We start from the raw sequence: 23,058 nt of genomic DNA, 5'->3' as shown, positions 1-23,058 counted from the left end.
CTTCACCGGAAAGGCACGTCTCATGGCTGAGCGCCGCGTCACCATCGGTTGGGCCGAGGGCCTGCACGCCCGTCCCGCCTCCGTCTTCGTCCGGGCCGTCACGGCCACCGGCGTGCCGATCACCATCGCCAAGCCCGGCGGCACCCCGGTCAACGCCGCCTCCATGCTCGGCCTCCTCGGCCTGGGCGCCCAGGGCGGCGAGGAGGTCATCCTGGCCTCCGACGCCCCCGGCGCCGACGACGCCCTCGACCGCCTCGCCAAGCTCGTCGCCGAAGGCCTCGACGAGCTCCCCGCCGCCGCCTGACCCTCGCAGCGCACACGAAGCGCCCGGCAGTGCCTAGCACTGCCGGGCGCTTCTGGTCGCGGATTCGATCGCATCCACACCATTGAGCGAACCGTGGATCGTTCCACCCTCTCGAACGGCGTACCGATCTGATGCTCGGGGCATGACGTTCTTCGACCTCGAACGACCCGAGCACGCCTACATGTTCGCCTTCCTCCAGGCGGACGGACACCTCACCGAGCAGTCCCGCAACCGCGGACGGCTCTCGGTGGAACTCTCCGCGCGGGACGCCCAGATCCTGGAGGAGTTCCAGCGACTCTGCCCGTTCAACAGCACCATCGGCCACCGGACGCGCACGACGAACTTCAAAGAGGACCACACGTCGGTGATGTGGACCGTCTGCGCCCGGGAGTTCCGAGAGGAACTACAGGCGCTCGGCCTGCCGGTGGGACGGAAGTCCGAGATCATCACGCCCCCGCGTGTCCCGTTCTCCGAGCGCGACTACCTGCGGGGCCTGATCGATGCGGATGGGTCGGTCGGCCGCACCTCGCAGGACCTGCCCTTCGTGAGCCTGACTACCAAGAGCGATGCCTTGGCGATGTTCACCGTCGACTACGCAGAACGACTCTGCGGCGCACGCCGCAGGCTCACCCGGAACAAGCGCGACGACATCTACAACATCCTCTTCCTCATAGAGGCCGGCGTGGCCCTGGCTGCCGACCTCTACTACCCGGGCTGCCTGGCCTTGCCCCGGAAGGTGGCCGGCGCTGATCTGGCCCGCACCCGGGCTCGCCCACCGGGCATGGGATTCGCCGCCCCACGGCGCAGTTGGAATCCTGAGGAGGACGAAGTGGTCCTCACCGCAGCGAGCATGGAGCGAGCATCCGAACAACTTGGCCGAACACTCAAGAGTTGCGAGGCCCGGCACTGGCGACTCGTCGGTCCCAAACGTCCACGAGTCTTTCCACAGCGCTGATGACGGCCCCCGACGATGTCGGGGGCCGTCTCGTTTCAGCCCTTCACGCAGACCACCTGCATGAGGTGGGCGACCGGCTCGACCAAGTCGGTCTGCTGGGCCATCACCTTCTCGATGGACTTGTAGGCGCCCGGGATCTCATCCACAACACCGCTGTCCTTGCGGCATTCGACGCCCTTGGTCTGCTCGATCAAGTCCCGCGTGGTGAAACGCTTCTTCGCGGCATTGCGGCTCATCTTCCGGCCGGCACCGTGCGAAGCCGAGTTGAACGACGCCTCGTTGCCCAGACCGCGGACGATGTAGGAGCCGGTGGCCATGGACCCCGGGATGATGCCGTAGTCGCCGACCCGGGCCCGAATCGCACCCTTGCGGGTCACCAGCAGGTCCAGGCCGTCGTACCGCTCCTCCGCCACGTAGTTGTGGTGGCAGCTGATCTCGTCCTCGAACGCGACCTTCGCCTTGGGGAACTCTCGACGAACGACGTCCTTGAGGAGCGCCATCATGATCGAACGGTTGTAGAGCGCGTACTCCTGTGCCCAGAAGAGGTCCTGGCGGTAAGCGGCCATCTCCGGGGTCTTCGCGAGAAAGACCGCCAGATCGCGGTCGACCAGCCCCTGGTTGTGAGACAGCGAGCGAGCCAAACCCATGTGATGGTCGGCCAATTCCTTGCCGATTCCACGCGATCCGGAGTGCAGCGTCAGCCAGACATTTCCATCATCATCCAAACATATTTCCGCATGGTGATTCCCCCCGCCGAGCGTGCCCATCTGCTGCATGGCCTTTTCACGGCGCCACTTGACCTCGTCCGCCACCCCCTCGAAGCGCTGCCAGAAGTCGTCCCAGCCCGCCGCGCGGAAGCCGTGCAGCTTGGTCGGGTCGACCGGGTCGGTGTGGAGGCCGCGGCCGACCGGGATGGCCTGTTCGATCTCGTTGCGCAGGCCGGAGAGGTCGTCCGGGAGGTCCTTGGCGGTCAGCGAGGTCTTCACCGCGCTCATCCCGCAGCCGATGTCGACGCCGACGGCCGCCGGGCAGACCGCGTCCTTCATCGCGATGACGGAGCCGACGGTCGCGCCCTTGCCCAGGTGGACGTCGGGCATCACGGCGAGACCGTGCAGCCAGGGCAGCGAGCTGATGTTGCGCAGCTGCTGGAGGGCCGCGCCCTCGACCGTGGCCGGGTCGGTCCACATCCGGATCGGCACCCGGACTCCGGGCACTTCGGTGTACGTCATGGTCGAACGACCTCCATGGGTCGGGTGGTTCACGGAAAAGGGATGCCGCGCGAATGCCGATCCCGGCGCGGCTCGGGGAAGTTCTGGGGAAGGGCTGCGCTCAGGCAGCCGGAGCGGAACCGGGGAGGAACGGCCTTGGGGAGCGTCGTCGTATCTCTCGCTCGACCCGCATGGTGACCGCCTCCCTTCGTTCGTCGCAGTCCGCAGTTCGCACGTGCTGTGCGTCGGGGAACATCTATCCACGGAACCACCAGGGCCCGCAACGGATTTAAGAACACGTCCGGCCCGGCGGAGCGAAGGCGCTCCACCGGGCCGGACGACGACGGCGACAGGCGTCAGCTGATGACGGTGACCTCACCGATCCCGAGCGCCCGGACGTCCGCCTCGATCTCGGCGGCGTCGCCGACCAGGACGGTGACCAGGCGGTCCGGCGGAAAGGCCGCGACCACGGCCTCGGTGGCCGCGGCGGTGGGCAGTTCGGCGAGCTGCCGGTAGACCTCGGCCTGGTAGTCGTCCGGGAGGTGCTGCTCGACCTGGTCGGCCAGGGTCCCGGCGACCGAACCCGCGGTCTCGTACTTCAGCGGTGCGACGCCGACCAGGAACTGCACGGCCTCGTCGCGCTCGGCGTCGGTGAGGCCCTCGGCGGCCAGGGTGCGCAGGATCTTCCAGGTGTCGTCCAGGGCCGGGGCGGTGGAGGCGGTGTCCACCGAGCCGCTGATGGCGAGCAGCGAGCGACCGCTGCCGTCGGCGGCGGAGCGCAGCGGCTGGGCGAAGGCGCGGACGCCGTAGGTGTAGCCCTTCTCCTCGCGCAGGACGCGGTCGAGGCGGGAGGTGAGGGTGCCGCCGAGGCAGTAGGTGCCGAGGATCTGGGCGGCCCAGACCGGGTCGTGGCGGTCGGGGCCGATCCGGCCGATCAGCAGCTGGGTCTGGACGGAGCCGGGCCGGTCGACGATGACGACGCGGCCGCGGTCGTCGCCGGTGACGGGGGCGTGGACGGAGGGCTCGGCGGCGGAGCCGGTCCAGGTGCCGAGGGTGCTCTCCAGCAGGGCGGGCAGGTCGACGCCGGTGAGGTCGCCGACCACCACGACGGTGGTGGTGCCGGGGCGCACGTGGGCGTCGTAGAAGGCCTTGACGGCGGCACGGTCGATCGACTTGACGGTGTCGGCGGTGCCGCTGCGGGGCCGGGAGAGGCGGTCCGCGGCGTCGAAGAGCTCGGCGTAGAGGGCCTTGGCGGCGCGCCGGGCGGGGTTGGCCTGCTCGTGGACGATCTCGTCGAGGCGGTTGGCGACGAGGCGCTCGATCTCCTCGGCGGGGAGGGCGGGGGCGCGCAGGGCGTCGGCGAGGAGGGAGAGGCCGCGCTGGAGCCGGGAGGCGGGGACCTCCAGGGCGACCCGGATGCAGGGGTGGTCGGCGTGGGCGTCGAGGGTGGCGCCGGCGCGTTCGAGCTCGCCGGCGAACTCCTCGGCGGTGAGGGTGTCGGTGCCCTCGCTGAGGGCGCGGGCGAGGATGGCGGCGATGCCGTCGAGGCCCTGGGGTTCGGCGGCGAGCGGGGCGTCGAGGAGGACCTCGACGGCGACCAGCTGCTGGCCGGGCCGGTGGCAGTGCAGGACGGTGATGCCGTTGCCGAGGGCGGCGCGCTCGGGGGCGGGGAACGCCCACGGTCCGGGGGTGCCGGGCCGGGGCTGGGGGTGGAAGGTCATCGCGGGGACGTAGTCGGTGCTCATTCGGCGGCACCCTTCTCTTCGGAAGCGGCGTCGGAAGCGTCGGCGGCGGTCGCGGTCGGCTCGTAGACGAGGACGGCCCGGTTTTCGGGGTGGAGTCGGGCCTTGGCGACGGCCTGGACCTCTTCGGCCGTGACGTCGAGCACCTTGGGGAGGGCCTCGTTCAGCAGCTTGGGGTCGCCGAACAGGACGGCGTAGCGGCAGAGTTCGTCGGCGCGGCCGGCGACGGTGGTGAGCCGGTCGAGCCACTCGCGCTCGATCTGGGCCTGGGCGCGCTCCAGTTCCTCGGCGGTCGGGCCCTCGGCGGCGAAGCGGGCGAGTTCCTCGTCGACGGCGGCGTCGATCTGCGCGATGGTGGCGTCGCCGGAGGTCTTGACGTCGAGCCAGCCGAGGCTGGGGGCGCCGGCGAGGCGCAGCAGGCCGAAGCCGGCGGCGACGGCGGTGCGGTCACGGCGGACGAGCCGGTTGTAGAGGCGGCTGGACTCGCCGCTCCCGAGGATGGTGAGGGCGAGGTCGGCGGCGTCGGCCTCGCGGGTGCCGTCCTGGGGCAGGCGGTAGGCGGCCATCAGGGCGCGGGAGGGGACGTCCTCGGTGAGGTTCTGGCGGAGTTCGCGGCCGATGGTGTCGGGGAGTTCGCCGGAGCGCGGGGGCTGCTTGCCGTCGTGGGCGGGGATGGAGCCGAAGTACTTCTCGACCCAGGCGATGGTCTGCTCGGGGTCGATGTCGCCGACGATGGACAGCACGGCGTTGTTGGGCGCGTAGTAGGTGCGGAAGAACGCGCGGGCGTCGTCGAGGGTCGCGGCGTCGAGGTCGGCCATGGAGCCGATGGGGGTGTGGTGGTACGGGTGGCCGTCGGGGAAGGAGAGCGCGGTGAGCTTCTCGAAGGCGGTGCCGTACGGGACGTTGTCGTAGCGCTGGCGGCGTTCGTTCTTGACGACGGCGCGCTGGTTCTCCATGGACGTCTCGTCGAGGGCGGCGAGCAGGGAGCCCATCCGGTCGGCCTCCAGCCAGAGGGCGAGCTCCAGCTGGTGGGCGGGCATGGTCTCGTAGTAGTTGGTGCGCTCGAAGCTGGTGGTGCCGTTGAGCGATCCGCCGGCGCCCTGGACGAGTTCGAAGTGCCCGTTGTTGGAGACGTTGGCGGAGCCCTGGAACATCAGGTGCTCGAAGAGGTGGGCCAGGCCGGTGCGGCCCTTGACCTCGTGGCGGGAGCCCACGTCGTACCAGAGGCAGACGGCGGCGACCGGGGTGAGGCGGTCCTCGGAGAGGACGACGCGCAGGCCGTTGGCCAGGCGGTGCTCGGTGATGGCGATGCCTCGGCTGGAGGCGGGGGCCGGGTTGGCCATGCGCTCGGGTCCTTCCCGTCGTCGATGTCGGGGTTCGTGTGGCGTCCCCCATTGTGGTGCAACGCGCGGGAGGCGTGTTCGTGCCCGCGCGGAAGCGGCGTTCGCCAGGGGCGGAAGAGGGCCGCTGACCGGGAGTGTCGGCGCGAGGGTCCACAATGGGGGCGCCGTGCCCTGTCGACCGCGCCCGGTTGACGGGTCGCGGCGGCAGGACGGCGCAGCAGGACGGCGACGTCCGTCCGACGATTCGACCGACGGCCGACGACCGACCGACGACACAGCCAGCGACACGTAAGGGAGCCCCGCCGCGATGGCCCGCCGCAGTTCGCAGACCCCGCCGCCCGGAGACTTCGAGGAGCGGATCCTCGATGTCGACGTCGTGGACGAGATGCAGGGCTCCTTCCTGGAGTACGCCTACTCGGTGATCTACTCGCGTGCGCTGCCGGACGCGCGGGACGGTCTGAAGCCGGTGCACCGCCGGATCCTGTACCAGGCCAACGAGATGGGCCTGCGCCCGGACCGCGCGCACGTGAAGTGCGCCCGTGTGGTGGGCGAGGTGATGGGTCGGCTGCACCCGCACGGTGACGCGTCGATCTACGACTCGGTGGTGCGCATGGCGCAGCCGTTCTCGATGCGGCTGCCGCTGATCGACGGGCACGGCAACTTCGGTTCGCTGGGCAACGACGACCCGCCGGCGGCGATGCGCTACACGGAGTCGCGGCTGACGGCGGCCTCGATGGCGATGGTGGAGTCGATCCACGAGGACACCGTCGACTTCGGGCCGAACTACGACGGCAGCGAGCAGGAGCCCCTGGCGCTGCCGGCTGCTTTCCCTAATCTGCTGGTGAACGGCGCGACGGGCATCGCGGTGGGCATGGCGACGAACATGCCGCCGCACAACCTGTCCGAGGTGGTGGCGGCGGCCCGGCACCTGATCAAGCACCCGAGCGCTGACCTGGACACGCTGATGCGGTTCGTGCCCGGTCCGGACCTGCCGACGGGCGGCCGGATCGTGGGCCTGTCGGGGATCCGGGACGCGTACGAGTCGGGCCGCGGCACGTTCAAGATCCGGGCGACGGCGACGGTGGAGTCGGTGACGGCGCGCCGCAAGGGCATCGTGGTGACCGAGCTGCCGTACAACGTCGGCCCGGAGAAGGTCATCTCGAAGATCAAGGACCTGGTCAACGCGAAGAAGCTGCAGGGCATCGCGGACGTCAAGGACCTGACCGACCGCGAGCACGGGCTGCGGCTGGTGATCGAGGTGAAGAACGGCTTCGTGCCGGAGGCGCTGCTGGAGCAGCTCTACAAGCTGACGCCGATGGAGGAGACCTTCGGCATCAACAACGTGGCGCTGGTGGACGGGCAGCCGCTGACGCTGGGTCTGAAGGAGCTGCTGGAGGTCTACGTCGACCACCGGTTCACCGTGGTGCGCCGGCGCAGCGACTTCCGCCGTCGCAAGCGCGAGGAGCGGCTGCACCTGGTCGAGGGTCTGCTGGTGGCCCTGGTCGACATCGACGAGGTCATCGCGATCATCCGGTCGAGTGACAACGCCCAGCAGGCGAAGGAGCGCCTGATGGAGCGCTTCTCGCTGTCGGAGACGCAGACCGGGTACATCCTGGACACCCCGCTGCGCCGGCTGACCAGGTTCGACCGGGTGGAGCTGGAGCAGGAGAAGGCGAAGCTGACCTCGGAGATCGCGGAGCTGACCGAGATCCTGGAGTCGGACAGCAAGCTGCGCAGCGTGGTGTCGTCCGAACTGGGTGCCGTGTCGAAGCAGTTCGGGACGGAGCGGCGGACGGTGCTGCTGGAGGCCGGGGCGGCTCCGTCGGCGGCGCTGTCGGTGCCGCTGGAGGTGGCGGACGACCCGTGCCGGGTGCTGCTGTCCTCGACGGGGCTGCTGGCGCGTACGGCGGACGGTGAGCCGTTCGAGCTGTCGGAGAAGCGGGCGAAGCACGACGTGATCGTGTCGGCGGTGCCGGCGACGGCGCGGGCCGACGTGGGTGTGGTGACGTCGGCGGGCCGGGTGCTGCGGCTGCCGGTGATCGACCTGCCGGCGCTGCCGCCGACGCCTTCGCCGACGCTGGCGGGCGGCGCCGCGGTGGACGAGTTCCTGCGGCTGGAGGCCGGGGAGCGGGTGCTGGCGCTGACCACGCTGGACGAGTCCTCGCCGGGGCTGGCGCTGGGCACCGTGCAGGGTGTGGTGAAGCGGGTGGTGCCGGAGTGGCCGGCGAACAAGGACGAGTTCGAGGTGATCGCACTCAAGGACGGCGACGAGCTGGTGGGCGCGGTCGAACTGCGCACCGGCGAGGAGGACTTGGTCTTCGTCACCTCGGACGCCCAGCTGCTGCGCTACCCGGCGGGCCAGGTCCGTCCGCAGGGCCGTCCGGCGGGTGGCATGGCGGGCATCAAGCTGGCGGACGGCGCCCGGGTGCTGTCGTTCACGGCGGTGGATCCGGCCGCGGACGCGGTGGTGGTCTCGGTGGCGGCGGCTTCGGGCACGCTGTCGGGTGTCGAGCAGACGTCCTGGAAGGTCACCCCGTTCGAGCAGTACCCGCGCAAGGGCCGGGCGACCGGTGGCGTGCGCTGCCAGCGCTTCCTGCGCGGTGAGGACGGCCTGGCGTTCGCCTGGGTCGGTACCGCCCCGGCCCGGGCCGCCACCGCCAAGGGCGCTCCGGTCGACCTGCCCGAGCGCGATCCGCGCCGGGACGGCTCGGGCACTCCGGTGACGACTCCGATCGCGGTGGTCGCCGGCCCGGCGTGACCGAGGTCCAGGAGGGCCGGGCGCCAGGAGGGCGGGGTGTTCGCGGGCGCCCCGCCCTCCGGCGTGCCCGGAGGCTCCGGTTCCCGGCGTGCCCGGGCCTCTCACGGGCCCCGAGGCCGGGCCGAATCGCTGAGGGTAGCCTTGCCTAGATGAGCACCTGTACGACCCTTTCGCGTGAACTTGCGGAGCCGCTGGCCGCGACCGCCGCGGTGGCGACCACCTGGCTGCTGGTGGAGCAGAACGGCCCGTGGGGCGCGAAGGCCCTGGGCGAGAGCCACCTCGACCGGGCGACCGGGCGGGCGCTGGAGGCCGCCGCGGCCGGTACGGGCGTGCGGGTGGCGCTGATCCGGCGGCCGGGCCGGCACGCGGACTGCCTGCCGACGGCCCGGCACGGGGTGGTCGTCGCGCATACGGTGCCGGGCCGTGGCTGGGTGCGCCGCGCACAGGTGGCGGACCCGGCGGAACTGCTGGAGCTGGACTTCGCGGCGCTGGGCGTCGGCGACCACACGGGCTTCGGGGCGGAGCACGTCGGCGGCCCGCTGGCGCTGGTGTGCACCAACGGCCGCCGGGACCGCTGCTGCGCGCTGCTGGGCCGGCCGCTCGCCGCGGAGCTGGCGGCGGCCGGGCACAGCGAGGTGTGGGAGGTGACCCACCTGGGCGGGCACCGCTTCGCACCCACGATGCTGGTGCTGCCGTACGGCTACGCGTACGGGCGGCTGACGCCGGAGAGCGCCAAGGAGGTGCTGGCGGCCACGGCGGCCGGGCACATGGTGCCGGAGTGGTCGCGGGGCTGCTCGGGCTGGGAGCGCCCGGGGCAGGCGGCCGAGCACGCGGTGCGGCTGGCGACCGGCGAGACCCGGGTGGACGCGCTGACCGTGGCGCAGCGGCCGGACGGGGAGGGCCGCTGGCTGGTGGGGGTGATGCACCGGGACGGCCGGGCCTGGGAGGTGGACGTGATCGAGACGGTGAGCGAGCCGCCGCGGCCGGAGAGCTGCGGCAAGGCGGCGGGGACGCCGTCGCGGATGGACGTGCTGTCGGTCCGGGGCGTGTAGCGGCCCCGCGCCCGTGGGGGTGGGCGCGGGACCGCGACGGCGGACCGGTCCGACCGGTCCGACCGGTCCGACCAGCCGGATCAGGCCGGGTCAGGCCGGATCAGCCGGTGGCCTTGCCGACGAACTCCGTGGTGTACGTCCGGGACAGGTCGATCGTCCCCTCCCTGCCCTGGACGTCCGGGTGGAAGGCGGCGAGCACCGCGAGCACGGTCTTCGGCCCGTCGGCGGGCATCACCCCGTCGGTGGTGAACATCGGCAGGGTGGACTTGATCGCCGCGGCGTACTGCGCGGCCCCGCCCTGGGCGTAGTCGGCGGGCATCTGCGCGGCGATCTCCTCGGGGGTGTGGGTGGACATCCACTTGAGGGTCTTCACGAAGGCGTTGGCGAGCTTCTGCGTGGTGTCCTTGTTCTTCTCCACCCATTCGGTGCTCATGTACAGCGAGGACGACGGGTAGAGCCCGCCGAGCGCCTGGCGCGAACCCTCGGGGGTGCGCATGTCGTAGAGGATCTTGCCGAGGCCCTTGTCGAGGACGTTGGCGACGGTCGGGTCCGTGGTCATCCCGGCGTCGATGCTGCCCTGCTGGAGGGCGGCGACGAAGGTCTGGCCGGCGCCGACGGCGATCGGGCTGAAGTCGCTGACGGAGGCTCCGTTCTTGACCGCGAGGTACTTGGTGAGGAAGTCGGTGGAGGAGCCGATGCTGGTGACGCCGAGTTTCCTGCCCTTGAAGTCGGCGCCGGACTTGATGGCGTCGGCCTGCTTGGCGGAGACCAGTTCGACCTCGCCGGGGGCCTGGGCGAACTGCACCACGGACTCGACGTGCTTGCCCTTGGCCTGCAGGTCGATGGTGTGGTCGTAGAAGCCGACGGCGCCCTGGACGTCGCCGGCCAGGAGTGCCGTGGTGGCGTTGACGCCGGCCGGCTCGGTCAGTAGCTCGACGTTGACGCCGGCGTCGGCGAAGTAGCCGAGCCGCTGGGTGAGCATCGCGGGCAGGTAGATGACCTTGTCCAGGCCGCCGACCATGATCTTGACCTTGGGCCCGTCGACCTGCCTGCCGGCCGGGGCGGCGGCGCCGTGGGCGGAGCCGGCGGCGTCGTTGGCACAGGCGGAGAGCGGGAGGAGCAGGACGGCGGCGAGGGCGGCGACGGCTGATCTGCGCATCACGGGAGAGCCTCTCTACTTCTTACGGACGGGGGAGCTCAGCGGCCCGGCAGGCCGCAGGAGTTCAGCGGCCTTGCCGACCGGGGGAGTTCAGCGGCCTGGCAGGCGGGGGGCGATCAGCGGCCGTCGCCGGCGTCGGCGGGCTTCCAGCGGAACAGCTTCTTCTCGGCGAAGGTCAGCAGCCCTTCGGTGACCAGCGCGACGACCGCGAGGATGGTCATGGCGGCGTACACCCCGGCCGCGTTGAAGGTGCCCTGGGCGGCGGCGACCAGCAGGCCCAGACCCTTGGTGGCACCGATGTACTCGCCGACGATCGCGCCGATCAGCGCGAAGCCGAAGCTGACGTGCAGGCTGGTGAAGATCCAGGTGGTGGCGGCGGGGATGATCACCTGGAGGGTGACCCTGCGGTTGTCGGCGCCCAGGATGCGGGCGTTGGCGACCAGGTTGCGGTCCACCTCGCGGGCGCCCTGGAAGGCGTTGAAGAACACCGGGAAGAACACCAGCACCACCGCGGAGGCGACCTTGGAGGCCGGGCCGAGGCCGAACCAGATCAGGAAGATCGGGGCGAGCACGATGCGCGGGATGGCGTTGAGCACCTTGACGTACGGCCCGAACACGTCGGCCAGGAAGCGGATCCGGCCGAGCGCGATGCCCAGCAGCACACCGCAGACCACGCCGATCACCCAGCCGCTGAGGGCCTCGTACAGGGTGTAGCCGATCTGCTCGCCGAGCGAGCCCTGGGCGGTGCCGTGGGCGGTCCACTGCCAGATCTGGTCCCAGATCTTCGACGGCTGCGAGAAGTTGAACGGGTCGATGACCTCGGTGCGGGCGCACACCTCCCACAGTCCGAGGAAGGCGACCAGCACCCCGGCCCGGGCCGTGTAGACGGCCAGCTTCCGGTTGCGGGCGGCCCGTTCGCGGGCCTCGGTCCGCGTTCCCGCGGCCGGGGGCTTCCCGGCTGCGGTCGCGGCGGTCTCGGACGCGGTCTCAAGCGGCACGACCCGCTCCTCTCTCCCGGGTGATGCGCACCTCTTCGCCGAGCGAGGCCCAGATCTCGCGGTACAGCTCGACGAACCTCGGTTCCAGCCGGACGGCCTCCACGGTGCGCGGGCGCGGCAGATCGACGGTGAAGACCTCCTTGACGGTGGCGGGCCCGGCCGTCATCACGACGACCCGGTCGGCGAGCGCGATGGCCTCGTCCAGGTCGTGGGTGACGAAGACGACCGAGGCTGCGTTCCTGGGAGAACTCGTGCCGGCCCACAGCTCCAGCAGCTGGTCGGACATCAGGGCGCGGGTCTGCACGTCCAGCGCCGAGAACGGCTCGTCCATCAGCAGGATGGCCGGGTCGTTGACGAAGGTCTGGGCGAGCGCGACGCGCTTGCGCATGCCGCCGGACAGCTGGTGCGGGTAGCGGTCCTCGAAGGCGGCCAGGCCGACCCGGCCCAGCCAGTCCCGGGCCCGCTCCCTGGCCTCGGCGGCGGGCACGCCGCGGAAGCGCGGCCCGGCCATGACGTTGGACAGCACGGTGCGCCAGGGGAAGACGGCGTCCTGCTGGAAGACGAACCCGACCTGGGAGTCGATGCCGCGCACGGGCTCGCCGTACACCCGGACCTCGCCCTCGGTGGGCTCCTCCAGGCCGCTGACCAGGGTCAGCGTGGTGGACTTGCCGCAGCCGGTGGGGCCCACGACGGCGACGAACTCGCCCTGGGCGACGGTCAGATCGAGATCGCGGACGGCGGTGTGCAGCGCCCCGGAGGGGGTGCGGAAGCGTTTCGTCGCGCCGGTCAGCTCGATCGCCGGGGTGCTCATTCCCCACCTCGCTTCGCTCGGCGGGTGCTTCGCACCGGTGGCGCCTCTCGACGGTTCACTCGCTGCGCTCGCTCACGCATTCTTTCCTCCCGGGTCAGTGCTTGCCCCGGAAAGGTAGGAGCGGGCCCGGCCCCGGCGGGAGCCTTCTCCGCGTAGTGCGACTTCTCCGCGTTGAGGGGTGTTCTGCTCGTTTTGCTTCCGCTACAACTGCGGGGGCGCGGGCTGACAGAAACACGTCGGAAACATAGGGTGTCCCGGCTCCGGTACCCCCGCCCGCACCGCCCCGAGAGGAGGCCCGGATGAAGCTCCCCCACTGGCCCCGCCGGGTCTTCGCCCAGCTCCTGCTGAGCCAGACCGTCGTCACCTTCGGTGTCACCGCCGTCACCGCCGGGCTGTTCCTGGCCCCGGTCAGCAGCGAGCTGGACCACGACGCGATGCAGCGGGCGCTGTCCATCGCCCAGGCCACCGCCACCGACGAGACGATCGCCCGGGCCGCCGACACCCGCGACGTCGTCACCGCCCAGCGCAACGCCGAACAGATCCGGCTGGCCACCGGCGCCAGCTTCGTCGTGGTCACCGACCTGGAGGGCATCCGCCTCTCGCACACCGACCCGGGCCGGATCGGCCACCGGGTCAGCACCGACCCCGAGCCCGCGCTGGGCGGCCGCAGCGTCACCGCGATCCAGGAGGGCACCCTGGGCCGCACCGCCCGCGGCAAGGTGCCGCTGCGGATGGCGGACGGCCGGATCGTCGGCGAGGTGTCGGTCGGCATCAGCGACGACTCGATCCGCCGCCGCCTGCTGAAGATGCTCACCGGCATCCTGCTGTGCGCCGGCGCGGGCCTGGCCGCCGGAACGGTCGCCACCCTCGTCCTGGCCCGCCGGCTCAAGCGCCGCACCCACAACATCGCGCTCGCCGACATCTCCGCGCTGCTGGTCGAGCGCGAGGCGATGCTGCACGGCATCCGCGAGGGCATGGTGGCGCTGGACGAGCGCGGCCGGATCCGGCTGGCCAACGACGAGGCCGTCCGGCTGCTCGGCCTGCCCGAGGACTGCACCGGCCGCCCGATCGCCGAGGTGCTCCCGCCGGGCCGCCTGGCCGACGTACTGACCGGGCGGATCACCGGCGCCGACCTGCCCGCCGTACGGGACGACCGGGTGCTGGTGGTGAACCGGATGGCCACCACCGAGGGCGCGGTGGTGACGCTGCGCGACCGCACCGAACTGGAGTCGCTGGTCCGCGAACTGGACACCACCCGCAGCCTGACCGAGGCGCTGCGCGCCCAGGACCACGAGCACGCCAACCGGATGCACACCCTCCTCGGCCTGCTCGAACTCGGCCGCCACGAGCAGGCGGTGGCCTTCATCTCGGAGCAGTCCGGCTCGCACGCCGTGGTCGCTGCCCGGATCGCCGAGCAGGTGCAGGACCCGCACGTGGCGGCGCTGCTGGCGGGCAAGACCGCGGTGGCCGGCGAGCGCGGGGTGCGGCTGGTGCTGGCCCCCGCGGCGCACCTGCCGGACGCGGTGGTGGACGCCCGGGCGCTGGTGACGGTGCTCGGCAACCTGATCGACAACGCGGTGGACGCGCTCGTGCTGGGCGGGGGCGGGCGGCTGGAGGTGACGCTGGCGGCGGCCGGTTCCACCCTGCTGCTGCAGGTCGCGGACAGCGGCCCGGGCGTGCCGGAGGAGCTGCGCGAGCAGGTCTTCGAGGAGGGGTGGACCAGCAAGGACGCGCCCGCGCACCGTCCGCGCGGGCTGGGCCTGGCGATGGTGCGTCGGCTGGTCGAACGGGCCGGCGGCCGGATCGTGCTCGACACCGGCCCGCTGGGCGGTGCCCGGTTCACCGTGGAGCTGCCCGAGGCCCTGCTCACCGCTCAGCTCGTGGAGGCGTGATGATCGACGTACTCGTGGTGGACGACGACTTCCGGGTCGCGGACGTGCACGCCGCGTACGTGGCCAAGGTGCCCGGCTTCCGGGTCACCGGCACCGCCCACTCGGCCGGGGAGGCCCTGGCCGCGCTGGAGCGCCGCCCGGTCGACCTGCTGCTGCTCGACCACCACCTGCCGGACGAGACCGGCCTGGCCCTGGTGCGCCGGCTGCGGGAACGACAGGTGGCCTGCGACGTGATGATGGTGACCGCGGCCCGGGACGTCTCCACGGTGCACGCCGCGATGCAGCACGGCGCGCTGCAGTACCTGGTGAAGCCGTTCACCTTCGCCGGGCTGCGGGACAAGCTGGTCTCCTACGCCCAGCTGCGGCACGCGCTCGCCGCCCCCGCCCGGGAGGCCGGCCAGGACGAGGTGGACCGGCTGTTCGCGACCCTGCGCAGCGCCTGCGTGCCCACCGGGGCACTGCCGAAGGGCCACTCGGCGCCCACCACCGACCTGGTGCTGGGCGTGCTGCGACGGGCGGGCCGGCCGCTGTCCGCCCAGGAGGTCGCCGACGCCACCGGGCTGAGCCGCTCGACGGCCCAGCGCTACCTCAAGCAGCTGGAACGGGACAGCCGGCTGCGGCTGACCCTGCGCTACGGCGACACCGGCCGCCCCGAGCACCGCTACGGGCTGGCCGCGAGGAGCGCGTAGGACGTTCCCGACCGCCCCGCACGTGCGGGAACCCCGGCGGCCCCAAGCCCGCCGGGGTTCCCGGGGCGCGGCACTAGGCCGCGCCCGCACCGGTGAGGGCGCGCACCTCCAGCTCGGCGAAGCGGTCCGCGTCGGCGGGCTCGGGGGAGGTGAGCGTCCCGATCCACCCGGCCAGGAAGCCGAGCGGGATGGAGACGATGCCGGGGTTCTCCAGCGGGAACCAGTGGAAGTCGACGCCGGGGAACAGCGCCGTCTTGGTCCCGGAGACCACCGGCGAGAAGAACACCAGCACGATCGCCGGGACGAGCCCGCCGTACACCGACCAGACCGCGCCCCGGACGGTGAACCGCGACCAGAACAGGCTGTAGAGCAGCACCGGGAGGTTCGCGGAGGCGGCCACGGCGAAGGCCAGGCCGACCAGGAAGGCGACGTTCAGCTGCTGGGCGTAGAGGCTGATCACGATCGCCGCCGCGCCGATCCCGGCAGCCGCGAAGCGGGCGACCACCACCTCCTGCTGCTCGCTGGGCTTCTCGGCCACCCCTCCCCCGCGGCGGCGGCGCGGACCGCCGCGCCAGGCGCCCGCCCAGATGTCGTGGGCGAAGGCGGCGGAGGAGGCCAGGGTCAGCCCGGCGACCACGGCGAGGATGGTGGCGAAGGCGATCGCCGAGATCAGCGCGAACAGCACCACCCCGCCGGTGCTGCCGTTTCCGCCGCCGAGCACCAGGGCGAGCAGCGGTACGGCGGTGTTCCCGGCCGAGTTGGCTTGCCGCACCTCGGCCGAGCCGATCAGCGCGGTGGCTCCCAGGCCGAGCGCGATGGCCATCAGGTAGAAGCCGCCGACCAGGCCGATCGCCCACATCGTGGAGCGGCGGGCGGCCCGGGCGGTGGGCACGGTGTAGAAGCGGGACAGGATGTGCGGCAGTCCCGCGGTGCCGAGCACCAGGGCCAGGCCGAGGCTGAAGAAGTCCAGCCGGCTGGTGAGGGTGGCACCGTACTTGAGCCCGGGTTCGAGGTAGCGGTGCCCGGAGCCGCTGTGCTGGGCGGCCTGGCGCATCAGCGCGAAGAGGTCGCCGTGGAAGCGCACCACCAGCAGCACGGTGAGCAGCACCGAGCCGGCGATCAGCAGGAAGGCCTTGACGATCTGGATCCAGGTGGTGGCCCGCATGCCGCCGATCGTGACGTAGACGATCATCAGGGCGCCGACCGCGATGATGGTCCACGTCCTGGCCTGGGCGCTGTTGGTGCCGAGCAGCAGGGCGACCAGCGAGCCGGCGCCGACCATCTGGGCGACCAGGTAGAGCAGGGTGACCACGACGCTGGCGCCGCCGGCCGCCGCCCGTACCCGGCGGCGGCGCAGCCGCAGCGCGAGGACGTCGGCGAGGGTGTACCGGCCGGCGTTGCGGACGAGTTCGGCGACCAGCATCAGCACGACCAGCCAGGCGACCAGGAAGCCGATGCTGTAGAGCACCCCGTCGTAGCCGTACAGGGCGATCAGCCCGGCGACTCCGAGGAAGGAAGCCGCGGAGAGGTAGTCGCCGGAGAGGGCGAAGCCGTTCTGCAGCGGGGTGAAGTCGCGCCCGCCGGCGTAGAAGTCCTCGGCGGCGTTGCCCTGTCGGCCCACCCAGAGGGTGATGCCGAGGGTGACCAGGACGATGACGGCGAACAGCACGACCGCCAGGCCGTGGTGCTGGTCGGTGGGGGCGACGGGGGGCGGAGTGGCGGTGGTCATCACGCCGGTGGTGGCCGTCATCGCAGCTGGTCCTGGGTGTCCCAGCGCAGGCCCAGGGCGGCGCGGTCGCGCTTGGTCCGGGCGTTGCGGGCGTAGAGCCAGGTGAGCAGGAAGGTGGAGGCGAACTGCAGCAGGCCGAGCAGCCAGGCCACGTTGAGCGGGCCGGCCACCGGGCTGCGCATCGCGCCGGGCGCGACGGCCTCGGCACCGACGTACAGCAGGTACCAGCCGAGGAAGGCGACGCAGGTCGGGAAGACGAACGTGCGGTAGCTGCGCCGGATGTCCTGGAAAGCCGCGCTGGCCTGGACGCTCCGGTAGACCTCGGTGCTGTCGGTGGTGCTCACCGGCGCCTGCGGCTCCTGGGCCACCGCGCTCGGGGCGGCCGCCGGAACCGGCGGTAGCGCTGGTGCGGCGGACGGGGCGAACGGCGGCGCTGCGGGCGCCGTCGGCGGGACGGGCGGGACGGGCGGGACGGCCACCGACTCGGTGGCGGCGGCCGACTGGGGGGCGGCCGGACAGGCGGGCGCCGACTGGGCCGGTACGGCCGTTCGGCGGGGCGCGGCAGCCTGCTCGGAAGCGGTGGCGGCGGCCTGAGCGGCCCACCAGTCGAATCGCTGCCCCTGGCCGGGACTGCTGGTCTGCTGCTGTGGCACTGCTGCTCCTGGGCCGGGCCGGGCGTTCTGACCCGAACCATCATGGAGGCCGCCGGACACCGCCCCTGACCATCGCAGATACCTTCACTCAATGAGGTGGTAGATCATCTGACGGACGCTCATCCGACTACTGCTGCGTACCGGTGATTCCGTGCCGGAAGGCGTACGCGACCGCCTGCGCGCGGTCGCGCACCGCGGTCTTGGCGAACAGGTTGTTGATGTGCGTCTTCACGGTGGCCTGGCTGACGAACAGCCGCTGCGCGATCTCGGCGTTGGAGAGCCCCTCGGCGATCAGCGCGAGCACCTCCGCCTCCCGAACGGTCAACCCGTCCGGCAGCTCCCCGGCCCGGGCGGCGCCCGGCGCCGCCGGTGCACCGGGACCGGCCGGCCCGCGCGGCACGCCCGGTCCGCCCGGCGACGCGGACTTCGGCGCAGCCTCCGAAAGCCGTTCCAGCAGCCGGAGTTGAACCTGTGGCGAGAGCCCGGCCGCACCCGAGCGGACGTCCGCGATGGCCTTGGCGATCTCCTCGCCGCCGGCGTCCTTGGTGAGGTATCCGCGCGCCCCGGCCTGCAGCGCCGGAAACAGCGACTCGTCGTCGGCGTAGGTGGTGAGCACCACGACCTCGGTCCCCGGGTGCGCGGCCCGGATCCGCCGGGTCGCCTCGACGCCGTCGACGCGCGGCATCCGCAGGTCCATCAGCACCACGTCGGGGTGGTGGCGCTCCACCAGGGCGACGGCCTCCTCCCCGTCCGCCGCCGCGCCGACCACCTCGATGCCGGGCAGCAGCCCCAGCAGCATCACGATGCCCTCGCGCACCACCGTCTGGTCGTCCGCCACCAGCACCCTGGTGACCGCGGCCGTCATGCCGGCACCCGCAGCAACACCCGCCACCCTCCGTCCTCCGGGCCCGCCAGCAGAGTGCCGCCGAGCAGTTCAGCGCGTTCGCGCATCCCCAGCAGACCGTACCCGCTGCCGCTGCCGGCCAGCTCACGGGAGGGCGCCCCGCCCGAGGACGGCCCGCCGGGCTCGCCCGCCGACTGGCCGCGCGGCGCGCGGGCGTTGCGCACCTCCAGCTCCACCGCGTCGTCCAGGTAGCGCAGTTGGACCGAGCACCGGGCGCGCGGCGCGTGCTTGCGCACGTTGGTCACCGCCTCCTGCGCCGTGCGCCGCACCGCCAGGCCGACCTCGGCGGCCAGCGGCCGGGGCGTGCCGGTGACGGTGAACGGGGCCCGCTCCCGCTCGGTCAGCTCCACCAGGAACTCCCCGACCTGCGTGAACTCCCCGCGCAGTGCGGACAGCGCCTGCCGGGTCTCGGCCAGCCCGTCCTGCGCCATCCGCCGTGCGGCGACGACCCGTTCGCGGATCTGCTCGCGGTCGGTCCCGGCGTCCAGCATCAGCCGGGCCGCCTCCAGGTGGACCAGCTGCGCGGAGAGGCTGTGGGCGAGCACGTCATGGATCTCCCGGGCGATCCTGGCCCGTTCGGCGAGCGCCGCGCTCTCCGCCTCGGCGGCCCGGGCGGCGCGCTCCTGGACCAGCAGCCGCCGGGCGGTGCCGCGCGCCTCGATGTCCAGCCGCAGCAGGAAGCCGAGCAGGGCGACCCCGCCGATGGTGGCGACGATGCTGAGCCAACTCGCCCAGCTGGCCGCGGTGTACGAGCCCAGCGCGGCCGTGCCGACGAGCAGCGCGGGCGCGGGTGGCAGCCGGACCAGCGCGACCACGGCCAGTCCCACCCAGACCAGGTCGGCGAGCGTGTAGGCCCGCCCCCAGTTGGCCGGCCAGGCGGCCCCGACCAGGACGGCGGCCAACAGGTAGGAGGCGGTCGGGCGCTGATCCCGGCTGGCCCGGAGGAACCCCACGCAGAGGACGGCGACCGCGGCCAGCCCGGCCGCCACGGCCGCCATCGCCCAGCCGGTGTACCTGCCGTCGGCGAACGTCCCCCAGCCGACGACGGACAGCACGACGATCCGGCCGAGCACGGTGAGGACCCGCCGCGGCCCGCTCTCGGCGTCGCGTTCCATCCCCTCCCGGGACGGCCAGCGGGTCCAGTACCACCCGGCCACGGGTGCCTCCTCGGTGCTCACTGCGGCGGATCAGTGCAGTACGGCGGTCGCCTGCGCGGGATCCAGCGTCCGGGCCCTCCAGTTGACCACGAGCGAGCGGACCAGCAGCAGGACCGCCAGGCCGAGCATCAGCGAGCTGCCCGCCTGGTGGACGCCCAGGGCCGAACCGATCGCGTACAGGCCGATCCGGATGGCGAGCATCCCGCCCCAGGCGGCCAGCGTGGCCTTGGTGCCCTTGACCAGGACGTTGCCGTCGTCGGCCCGCCAGATCCGGACGGTCCAGCCCCAGACCGTTCCCATGGCGAGCACGGCGACCAGCCCGGCGGCGAGCAGGGCGGCCGACAGCACGGTGTGCTGGTGGTCGATGATCTGCGGATCGCGCAGCGCCAGCACGCCCAGGACCAGCGGGAGCAGCCAGAAGCGGCGCTCGGTGTCCAGACGCTGGACGCGCATCTGGCGCTGGACCACCAGGACCACCACCGCGGCGATCACGAGGAGGTTTGCTACGGCAGACATGGGAGGTTCTCCGTCCCGGGGAGAGGCTTTCGCTGACCTCTCCGACGCTACGGATCCGCCGCTCCCCGCTGATCGGCGCCGGGGTGGAGCCCGGGTGGAACCGGCTGCGCGAGGGCCCTCCACCCATGGGTGGAGGGCCCTGGCCGGCCGGGCGCGTCAGGCGTCGATGCGGGAGCGGTCCAGAGTGGCCGCCGAGTCCACGATGAACTCCTTGCGCGGGGCGACGTCGTTGCCCATCAGCAGGTCGAAGATCCTCTCGGCCTGCTCCAGGTCACCCAGGTTGATCCGGCGCAGGGTGCGGTGGCGCGGGTCCATGGTGGTCTCGGCCAGCTGGTCGGCGTCCATCTCGCCCAGGCCCTTGTACCGCTGCACCGGCTCCTTCCAGCGCTGCCCCTTGCGCTGGAACTCCAGCAGGGTGGAGCGCAGCTCGGCGTCGGAGTAGGTGTAGTGGTACTTCTCCTGGCCGCGCTTGGGGTTGGTGAGCTCGATCCGGTGCAGCGGCGGGACGGCGGCGAAGACCCGGCCCTGCTCGACCATCGGCCGCATGTAGCGGTGGAAGAGAGTCAGCAGCAGGGTGCGGATGTGCGAGCCGTCGACATCGGCGTCGGCCATGAAGATCACCCGGCCGTAGCGGGCCTGGTCGATGTCGAAGGTGCGGCCCGAGCCGGCCCCTATCACCTGGATGATCGCGGCGCACTCGGCGTTCTTGAGCATGTCGCTCACCGAGGCCTTCTGCACGTTGAGGATCTTGCCCCGGATCGGCAGCAGCGCCTGGAACTCGGAGTTGCGGGCGAGCTTGGCGGTGCCGAGCGCGGAGTCGCCCTCGACGATGAACAGTTCGCTGCGGTCCACGTCGTCGCTGCGGCAGTCGGCCAGCTTGGCCGGCAGCGAGCTGGTCTCCAGCGCGGTCTTGCGGCGCTGGGCCTCCTTGTGCTGCCGGGCGGCGACCCGGGTGCGGGCCGCGGCGACGACCTTCTCCAGCACCGCCCGGGCCTGCTGCTTCTGGTCCTTCTTGGCCGAGGTGAGGAAGGCCTTGAGCTCCTTGGCGACGACGGCCGCGACGATCCGGTTGGCCGCCGAGGTGCCGAGCACCTCCTTGGTCTGGCCCTCGAACTGCGGCTCGGCGAGCCGGACGGTGACGACGGCGGTGAGGCCCTCGGTGGCGTCGTCCTTGGTGATGTCGTCCTCGGCGACGCGCAGCAGCTTGCTGGAGCGCAGCACCTCGTTGACGGTCTTGGCCAGTGAGCGCTCGAAGCCGGTGACGTGGGTGCCGCCCTTGGGGGTGGCGATGATGTTGACGAAGGAGCGCAGGGTGGTGTCGTAGCCGGTGCCCCAGCGCAGCGCGATGTCCACCCCGAGGTGGCGGGTGACCTCGGTCGGGGTCATGTGGCCGAGCTCGTCCAGGACCGGCACGGTCTCCTTGAAGGTGCCCTCGCCGCGCAGCCGCAGCACGTCGCTGACCGGCTTGTCGGGGGCCAGGAACTCGCAGAACTCGGCGATGCCGCCGTCGTAGTGGAAGACCGACTCCTCGATCTGCTCGCTCTCGGTGAGCCGCTCGTCACGCACGACGATGGTCAGGCCGGGGACGAGGAAGGCGGTCTGCCGGGCGCGGTTGTGCAGGTTCTCCAGGGAGAGCTTGGCGTCCTTGAGGAAGATCTGCCGGTCGGCCCAGTAGCGGATCCGGGTGCCGGTGCGGGTCTTGGGCACCTTGCGGGTCCGGGTGAGGCCGTTGGCGGGCTCGAAGGGCGCGTCCGGGCTGGCCTCGGTGAAGATGCCGGGGGTGCCGCGCCGGAAGCTGATCGCGTGGGTGTGCCCGCTGCGGTCGACCTCGACGTCCAGTCGCGCGGAGAGCGCGTTGACGACCGAGGCGCCGACGCCGTGCAGACCGCCGGAGGCCGCGTACGAGCCGCCGCCGAACTTGCCGCCCGCGTGCAGCTTGGTCATCACGACCTCGACGCCCGACAGCCCGGTCTTGGGCTCCACGTCGACCGGGATGCCGCGGCCGTTGTCGCGGACCTCCACGGAGGAGTCCGGGTGCAGCAGGACCTCGATGCGGTCGCAGTAGCCGCCCAGCGCCTCGTCGACCGAGTTGTCGATGATCTCCCAGAGGCAGTGCATCAGACCGCGGCTGTCGGTGGAACCGATGTACATGCCGGGGCGCTTGCGGACGGCCTCCAGGCCCTCCAGGACGAGCAGGTGCCGCGCGGTGTAGTTGGAACCGTCGTCGCCGGCCAGCAGCGCGGACGGCACGGTCGTTTCGGCACTCACGCGGCACTCTCCTCGGTGAAGTTCTGTCTCATCGGTCACATCCGGACGCATCCGGACCATCCGCCAGTGCAGCACGCCGCACCGACAGTCGTCGCTCGCTGTGCTCGCGCCCCTGCGACGGGTGCACAGCACGGCGGGCCGGCCCGGCGCAGCTTGTACGCGCTGCGCGAACAAGGACAGCGTCCGGGGGCGGGCCCCGGGGGCGCCATCTCCTCCCCGTACCACCGGCCCTGGCGGATCGTGGGGTCCGGCGCAGGCTCCGGATCTGCCGTTATGCAGGCTACCGGGGCCCGGGACGGGGCTTATGCTCCAACCCGGCAGAGGATTATGCTACGCGGACCTAGAACCCGGTCCCGATCGGACGTTCGAGCCACGGGCGGATCCCGGGATTCGGCACGCATGAACCACCGGCCCCCGGGGCACGTCCTCATCAACACAGCAGAATCCTCAAAGAAGAAAAGCCACGAGCGGGAACGTTTTCGGCCTGGTTGGATGTTGACCCTGGTACGACAGCTCGTCGAGCTAGAGAAGAGGCGACGTGACTACTGTTCTGACCCCTGCGAGCCCGCTCACCGCGGCTGACCGCTGCGACCGCTGCGGCGCCCAGGCCTACCTGCGCGTCGTACTCGCCAGCGGCGGAGAGCTGCTCTTCTGCGCCCACCACGGCCGGAAGTTCGAGCCCGAGCTCAAGAAGATCGCCGTGGAGATACAGGACGAGAGCGGCCGTCTCACCACCAGCACCACCGCGACGGCCGCCGACGACGAGCGCTGATCACAGGCGCCCCAACCAGCCGGCATCGAGCTGTGTCCGGTCGTGCACTGCACGCGACCGGGGAGCCGGGGGGGGGGGCCCCCCCCCGGGGGGGGGCCCCCCCCGCGCGGGGGGGGCGGGCGGGGGGGCCCGGGAGGGCCCCCCCCCC

Annotated in this window: 19 protein-coding genes; 7 read left to right on the top strand and 12 right to left on the bottom strand. The window is 72.1% G+C overall.

The features are described 5' to 3' along the window. Nucleotides 1-22: 22 nt before the first annotated feature. On the top strand, nucleotides 23-304 hold the full coding sequence (locus ACFV1W_RS18905; protein WP_380417928.1) for an HPr family phosphocarrier protein: 282 nt from the start codon (nucleotides 23-25) through the stop codon (nucleotides 302-304). A 142-nt stretch (nucleotides 305-446) separates the two neighbouring features. After that, nucleotides 447-1,259: an LAGLIDADG family homing endonuclease gene (locus ACFV1W_RS18900; protein ID WP_380417926.1), complete on the top strand. Its 813-nt coding sequence runs from the start codon at nucleotides 447-449 to the stop codon at nucleotides 1,257-1,259. Nucleotides 1,260-1,294: 35 nt separating this feature from the next. Here the strand turns inward: ACFV1W_RS18900 and ACFV1W_RS18895 are convergent, their stop codons facing one another. From ACFV1W_RS18895 to ACFV1W_RS18885, 3 genes are all read right to left on the bottom strand, one after another. Further along, nucleotides 1,295-2,488: an RtcB family protein gene (locus ACFV1W_RS18895; protein WP_380417924.1), complete on the bottom strand. Its 1,194-nt coding sequence runs from the start codon at nucleotides 2,486-2,488 to the stop codon at nucleotides 1,295-1,297. Between the two features lie 335 nt (nucleotides 2,489-2,823). Continuing rightward, nucleotides 2,824-4,188 carry a M16 family metallopeptidase gene (locus ACFV1W_RS18890; RefSeq protein WP_380417947.1) on the bottom strand — a complete coding sequence of 455 codons (1,365 nt, stop codon included), beginning with the start codon at nucleotides 4,186-4,188 and terminating at the stop codon, nucleotides 2,824-2,826. Between the two features lie 20 nt (nucleotides 4,189-4,208). Beyond that, nucleotides 4,209-5,552, bottom strand: a complete 1,344-nt coding sequence (locus tag ACFV1W_RS18885; protein ID WP_380417922.1) for a M16 family metallopeptidase — start codon at nucleotides 5,550-5,552, stop codon at nucleotides 4,209-4,211. A gap of 307 nt (nucleotides 5,553-5,859) precedes the next feature. Between ACFV1W_RS18885 and ACFV1W_RS18880 the strand changes: the two genes are divergently transcribed. Both ACFV1W_RS18880 and ACFV1W_RS18875 read left to right on the top strand, forming a co-directional pair. After that, nucleotides 5,860-8,310: a DNA topoisomerase (ATP-hydrolyzing) subunit A gene (locus ACFV1W_RS18880; protein ID WP_380417920.1), complete on the top strand. Its 2,451-nt coding sequence runs from the start codon at nucleotides 5,860-5,862 to the stop codon at nucleotides 8,308-8,310. Between the two features lie 149 nt (nucleotides 8,311-8,459). Continuing rightward, nucleotides 8,460-9,362: a sucrase ferredoxin gene (locus ACFV1W_RS18875; protein WP_380417918.1), complete on the top strand. Its 903-nt coding sequence runs from the start codon at nucleotides 8,460-8,462 to the stop codon at nucleotides 9,360-9,362. Between the two features lie 100 nt (nucleotides 9,363-9,462). Here the strand turns inward: ACFV1W_RS18875 and ACFV1W_RS18870 are convergent, their stop codons facing one another. From ACFV1W_RS18870 to ACFV1W_RS18860, 3 genes are all read right to left on the bottom strand, one after another. Beyond that, complete coding sequence (locus tag ACFV1W_RS18870) at nucleotides 9,463-10,521, bottom strand: ABC transporter substrate-binding protein (protein ID WP_380417916.1); 1,059 nt, start codon at nucleotides 10,519-10,521, stop codon at nucleotides 9,463-9,465. Nucleotides 10,522-10,637: 116 nt separating this feature from the next. Then, a complete protein-coding gene (locus ACFV1W_RS18865; protein ID WP_380417914.1) occupies nucleotides 10,638-11,519 on the bottom strand; it encodes an ABC transporter permease in 882 nt (293 codons plus the stop codon). After that, on the bottom strand, nucleotides 11,509-12,330 hold the full coding sequence (locus ACFV1W_RS18860) for an ABC transporter ATP-binding protein (protein WP_380417912.1): 822 nt from the start codon (nucleotides 12,328-12,330) through the stop codon (nucleotides 11,509-11,511). The genes ACFV1W_RS18865 and ACFV1W_RS18860 overlap by 11 nt, the downstream gene beginning before the upstream one ends. Before the next feature lie 299 nt (nucleotides 12,331-12,629). On the opposite strand from ACFV1W_RS18860, the gene ACFV1W_RS18855 reads away from it, so the two are divergent. Both ACFV1W_RS18855 and ACFV1W_RS18850 read left to right on the top strand, forming a co-directional pair. Then, on the top strand, nucleotides 12,630-14,222 hold the full coding sequence (locus ACFV1W_RS18855; RefSeq protein ID WP_380417910.1) for an ATP-binding protein: 1,593 nt from the start codon (nucleotides 12,630-12,632) through the stop codon (nucleotides 14,220-14,222). After that, nucleotides 14,222-14,911, top strand: coding sequence for a response regulator (locus ACFV1W_RS18850; RefSeq protein WP_380417908.1), 690 nt, complete (start codon nucleotides 14,222-14,224; stop codon nucleotides 14,909-14,911). Before ACFV1W_RS18855 ends, ACFV1W_RS18850 begins: the two co-directional genes overlap by 1 nt. Nucleotides 14,912-14,984: 73 nt before the next feature. Here the strand turns inward: ACFV1W_RS18850 and ACFV1W_RS18845 are convergent, their stop codons facing one another. From ACFV1W_RS18845 to ACFV1W_RS18820, 6 genes are all read right to left on the bottom strand, one after another. After that, nucleotides 14,985-16,640: a cation acetate symporter gene (locus tag ACFV1W_RS18845; protein WP_380417945.1), complete on the bottom strand. Its 1,656-nt coding sequence runs from the start codon at nucleotides 16,638-16,640 to the stop codon at nucleotides 14,985-14,987. Between the two features lie 17 nt (nucleotides 16,641-16,657). Next, nucleotides 16,658-17,293, bottom strand: a complete 636-nt coding sequence (locus ACFV1W_RS18840; protein ID WP_380417906.1) for a DUF485 domain-containing protein — start codon at nucleotides 17,291-17,293, stop codon at nucleotides 16,658-16,660. 127 nt (nucleotides 17,294-17,420) lie between these two features. Beyond that, on the bottom strand, nucleotides 17,421-18,158 hold the full coding sequence (locus ACFV1W_RS18835) for a response regulator (RefSeq protein WP_380417905.1): 738 nt from the start codon (nucleotides 18,156-18,158) through the stop codon (nucleotides 17,421-17,423). After that, nucleotides 18,155-19,312 (bottom strand): sensor histidine kinase, encoded by a 1,158-nt coding sequence (locus ACFV1W_RS18830; RefSeq protein WP_380417943.1) that lies wholly within the window; start codon nucleotides 19,310-19,312, stop codon nucleotides 18,155-18,157. The genes ACFV1W_RS18835 and ACFV1W_RS18830 overlap by 4 nt, the downstream gene beginning before the upstream one ends. A 72-nt stretch (nucleotides 19,313-19,384) precedes the next feature. Further along, nucleotides 19,385-19,870 (bottom strand): DUF1453 domain-containing protein, encoded by a 486-nt coding sequence (locus ACFV1W_RS18825; protein WP_380417903.1) that lies wholly within the window; start codon nucleotides 19,868-19,870, stop codon nucleotides 19,385-19,387. A gap of 156 nt (nucleotides 19,871-20,026) precedes the next feature. After that, entirely contained in the window at nucleotides 20,027-22,138 is a 2,112-nt protein-coding gene (locus tag ACFV1W_RS18820) for a type IIA DNA topoisomerase subunit B (protein ID WP_380417901.1), read from the bottom strand. A gap of 538 nt (nucleotides 22,139-22,676) precedes the next feature. Here ACFV1W_RS18820 and ACFV1W_RS18815 point away from each other — a divergent pair. Then, nucleotides 22,677-22,910, top strand: coding sequence for a hypothetical protein (locus ACFV1W_RS18815; protein WP_270143583.1), 234 nt, complete (start codon nucleotides 22,677-22,679; stop codon nucleotides 22,908-22,910). Nucleotides 22,911-23,058: the final 148 nt, after the last annotated feature.

The sequence above is a fragment of the Kitasatospora sp. NPDC059648 genome, assembly GCF_042734825.1.
Classification (GTDB): Bacteria; Actinomycetota; Actinomycetes; order Streptomycetales; family Streptomycetaceae; genus Kitasatospora.
This window is presented reverse-complemented; position numbering and strand designations above follow the sequence as displayed.

What these genes read in the sequence shown, in the direction of transcription:
- ACFV1W_RS18905 (WP_380417928.1), top strand. Translation starts at nt 23, where the DNA reads ATGGCTGAGCGCCGCGTCACCATCGGTTGGGCCGAGGGCCTGCACGCC.
- ACFV1W_RS18900 (WP_380417926.1), top strand. Translation starts at nt 447, where the DNA reads ATGACGTTCTTCGACCTCGAACGACCCGAGCACGCCTACATGTTCGCC.
- ACFV1W_RS18895 (WP_380417924.1), bottom strand. Translation starts at nt 2,488, where the DNA reads ATGACGTACACCGAAGTGCCCGGAGTCCGGGTGCCGATCCGGATGTGG.
- ACFV1W_RS18890 (WP_380417947.1), bottom strand. Translation starts at nt 4,188, where the DNA reads ATGACCTTCCACCCCCAGCCCCGGCCCGGCACCCCCGGACCGTGGGCG.
- ACFV1W_RS18885 (WP_380417922.1), bottom strand. Translation starts at nt 5,552, where the DNA reads ATGGCCAACCCGGCCCCCGCCTCCAGCCGAGGCATCGCCATCACCGAG.
- ACFV1W_RS18880 (WP_380417920.1), top strand. Translation starts at nt 5,860, where the DNA reads ATGGCCCGCCGCAGTTCGCAGACCCCGCCGCCCGGAGACTTCGAGGAG.
- ACFV1W_RS18875 (WP_380417918.1), top strand. Translation starts at nt 8,460, where the DNA reads ATGAGCACCTGTACGACCCTTTCGCGTGAACTTGCGGAGCCGCTGGCC.
- ACFV1W_RS18870 (WP_380417916.1), bottom strand. Translation starts at nt 10,521, where the DNA reads ATGCGCAGATCAGCCGTCGCCGCCCTCGCCGCCGTCCTGCTCCTCCCG.
- ACFV1W_RS18860 (WP_380417912.1), bottom strand. Translation starts at nt 12,330, where the DNA reads ATGAGCACCCCGGCGATCGAGCTGACCGGCGCGACGAAACGCTTCCGC.
- ACFV1W_RS18855 (WP_380417910.1), top strand. Translation starts at nt 12,630, where the DNA reads ATGAAGCTCCCCCACTGGCCCCGCCGGGTCTTCGCCCAGCTCCTGCTG.
- ACFV1W_RS18850 (WP_380417908.1), top strand. Translation starts at nt 14,222, where the DNA reads ATGATCGACGTACTCGTGGTGGACGACGACTTCCGGGTCGCGGACGTG.
- ACFV1W_RS18845 (WP_380417945.1), bottom strand. Translation starts at nt 16,640, where the DNA reads ATGACCACCGCCACTCCGCCCCCCGTCGCCCCCACCGACCAGCACCAC.
- ACFV1W_RS18835 (WP_380417905.1), bottom strand. Translation starts at nt 18,158, where the DNA reads ATGACGGCCGCGGTCACCAGGGTGCTGGTGGCGGACGACCAGACGGTG.
- ACFV1W_RS18830 (WP_380417943.1), bottom strand. Translation starts at nt 19,312, where the DNA reads ATGGAACGCGACGCCGAGAGCGGGCCGCGGCGGGTCCTCACCGTGCTC.
- ACFV1W_RS18825 (WP_380417903.1), bottom strand. Translation starts at nt 19,870, where the DNA reads ATGTCTGCCGTAGCAAACCTCCTCGTGATCGCCGCGGTGGTGGTCCTG.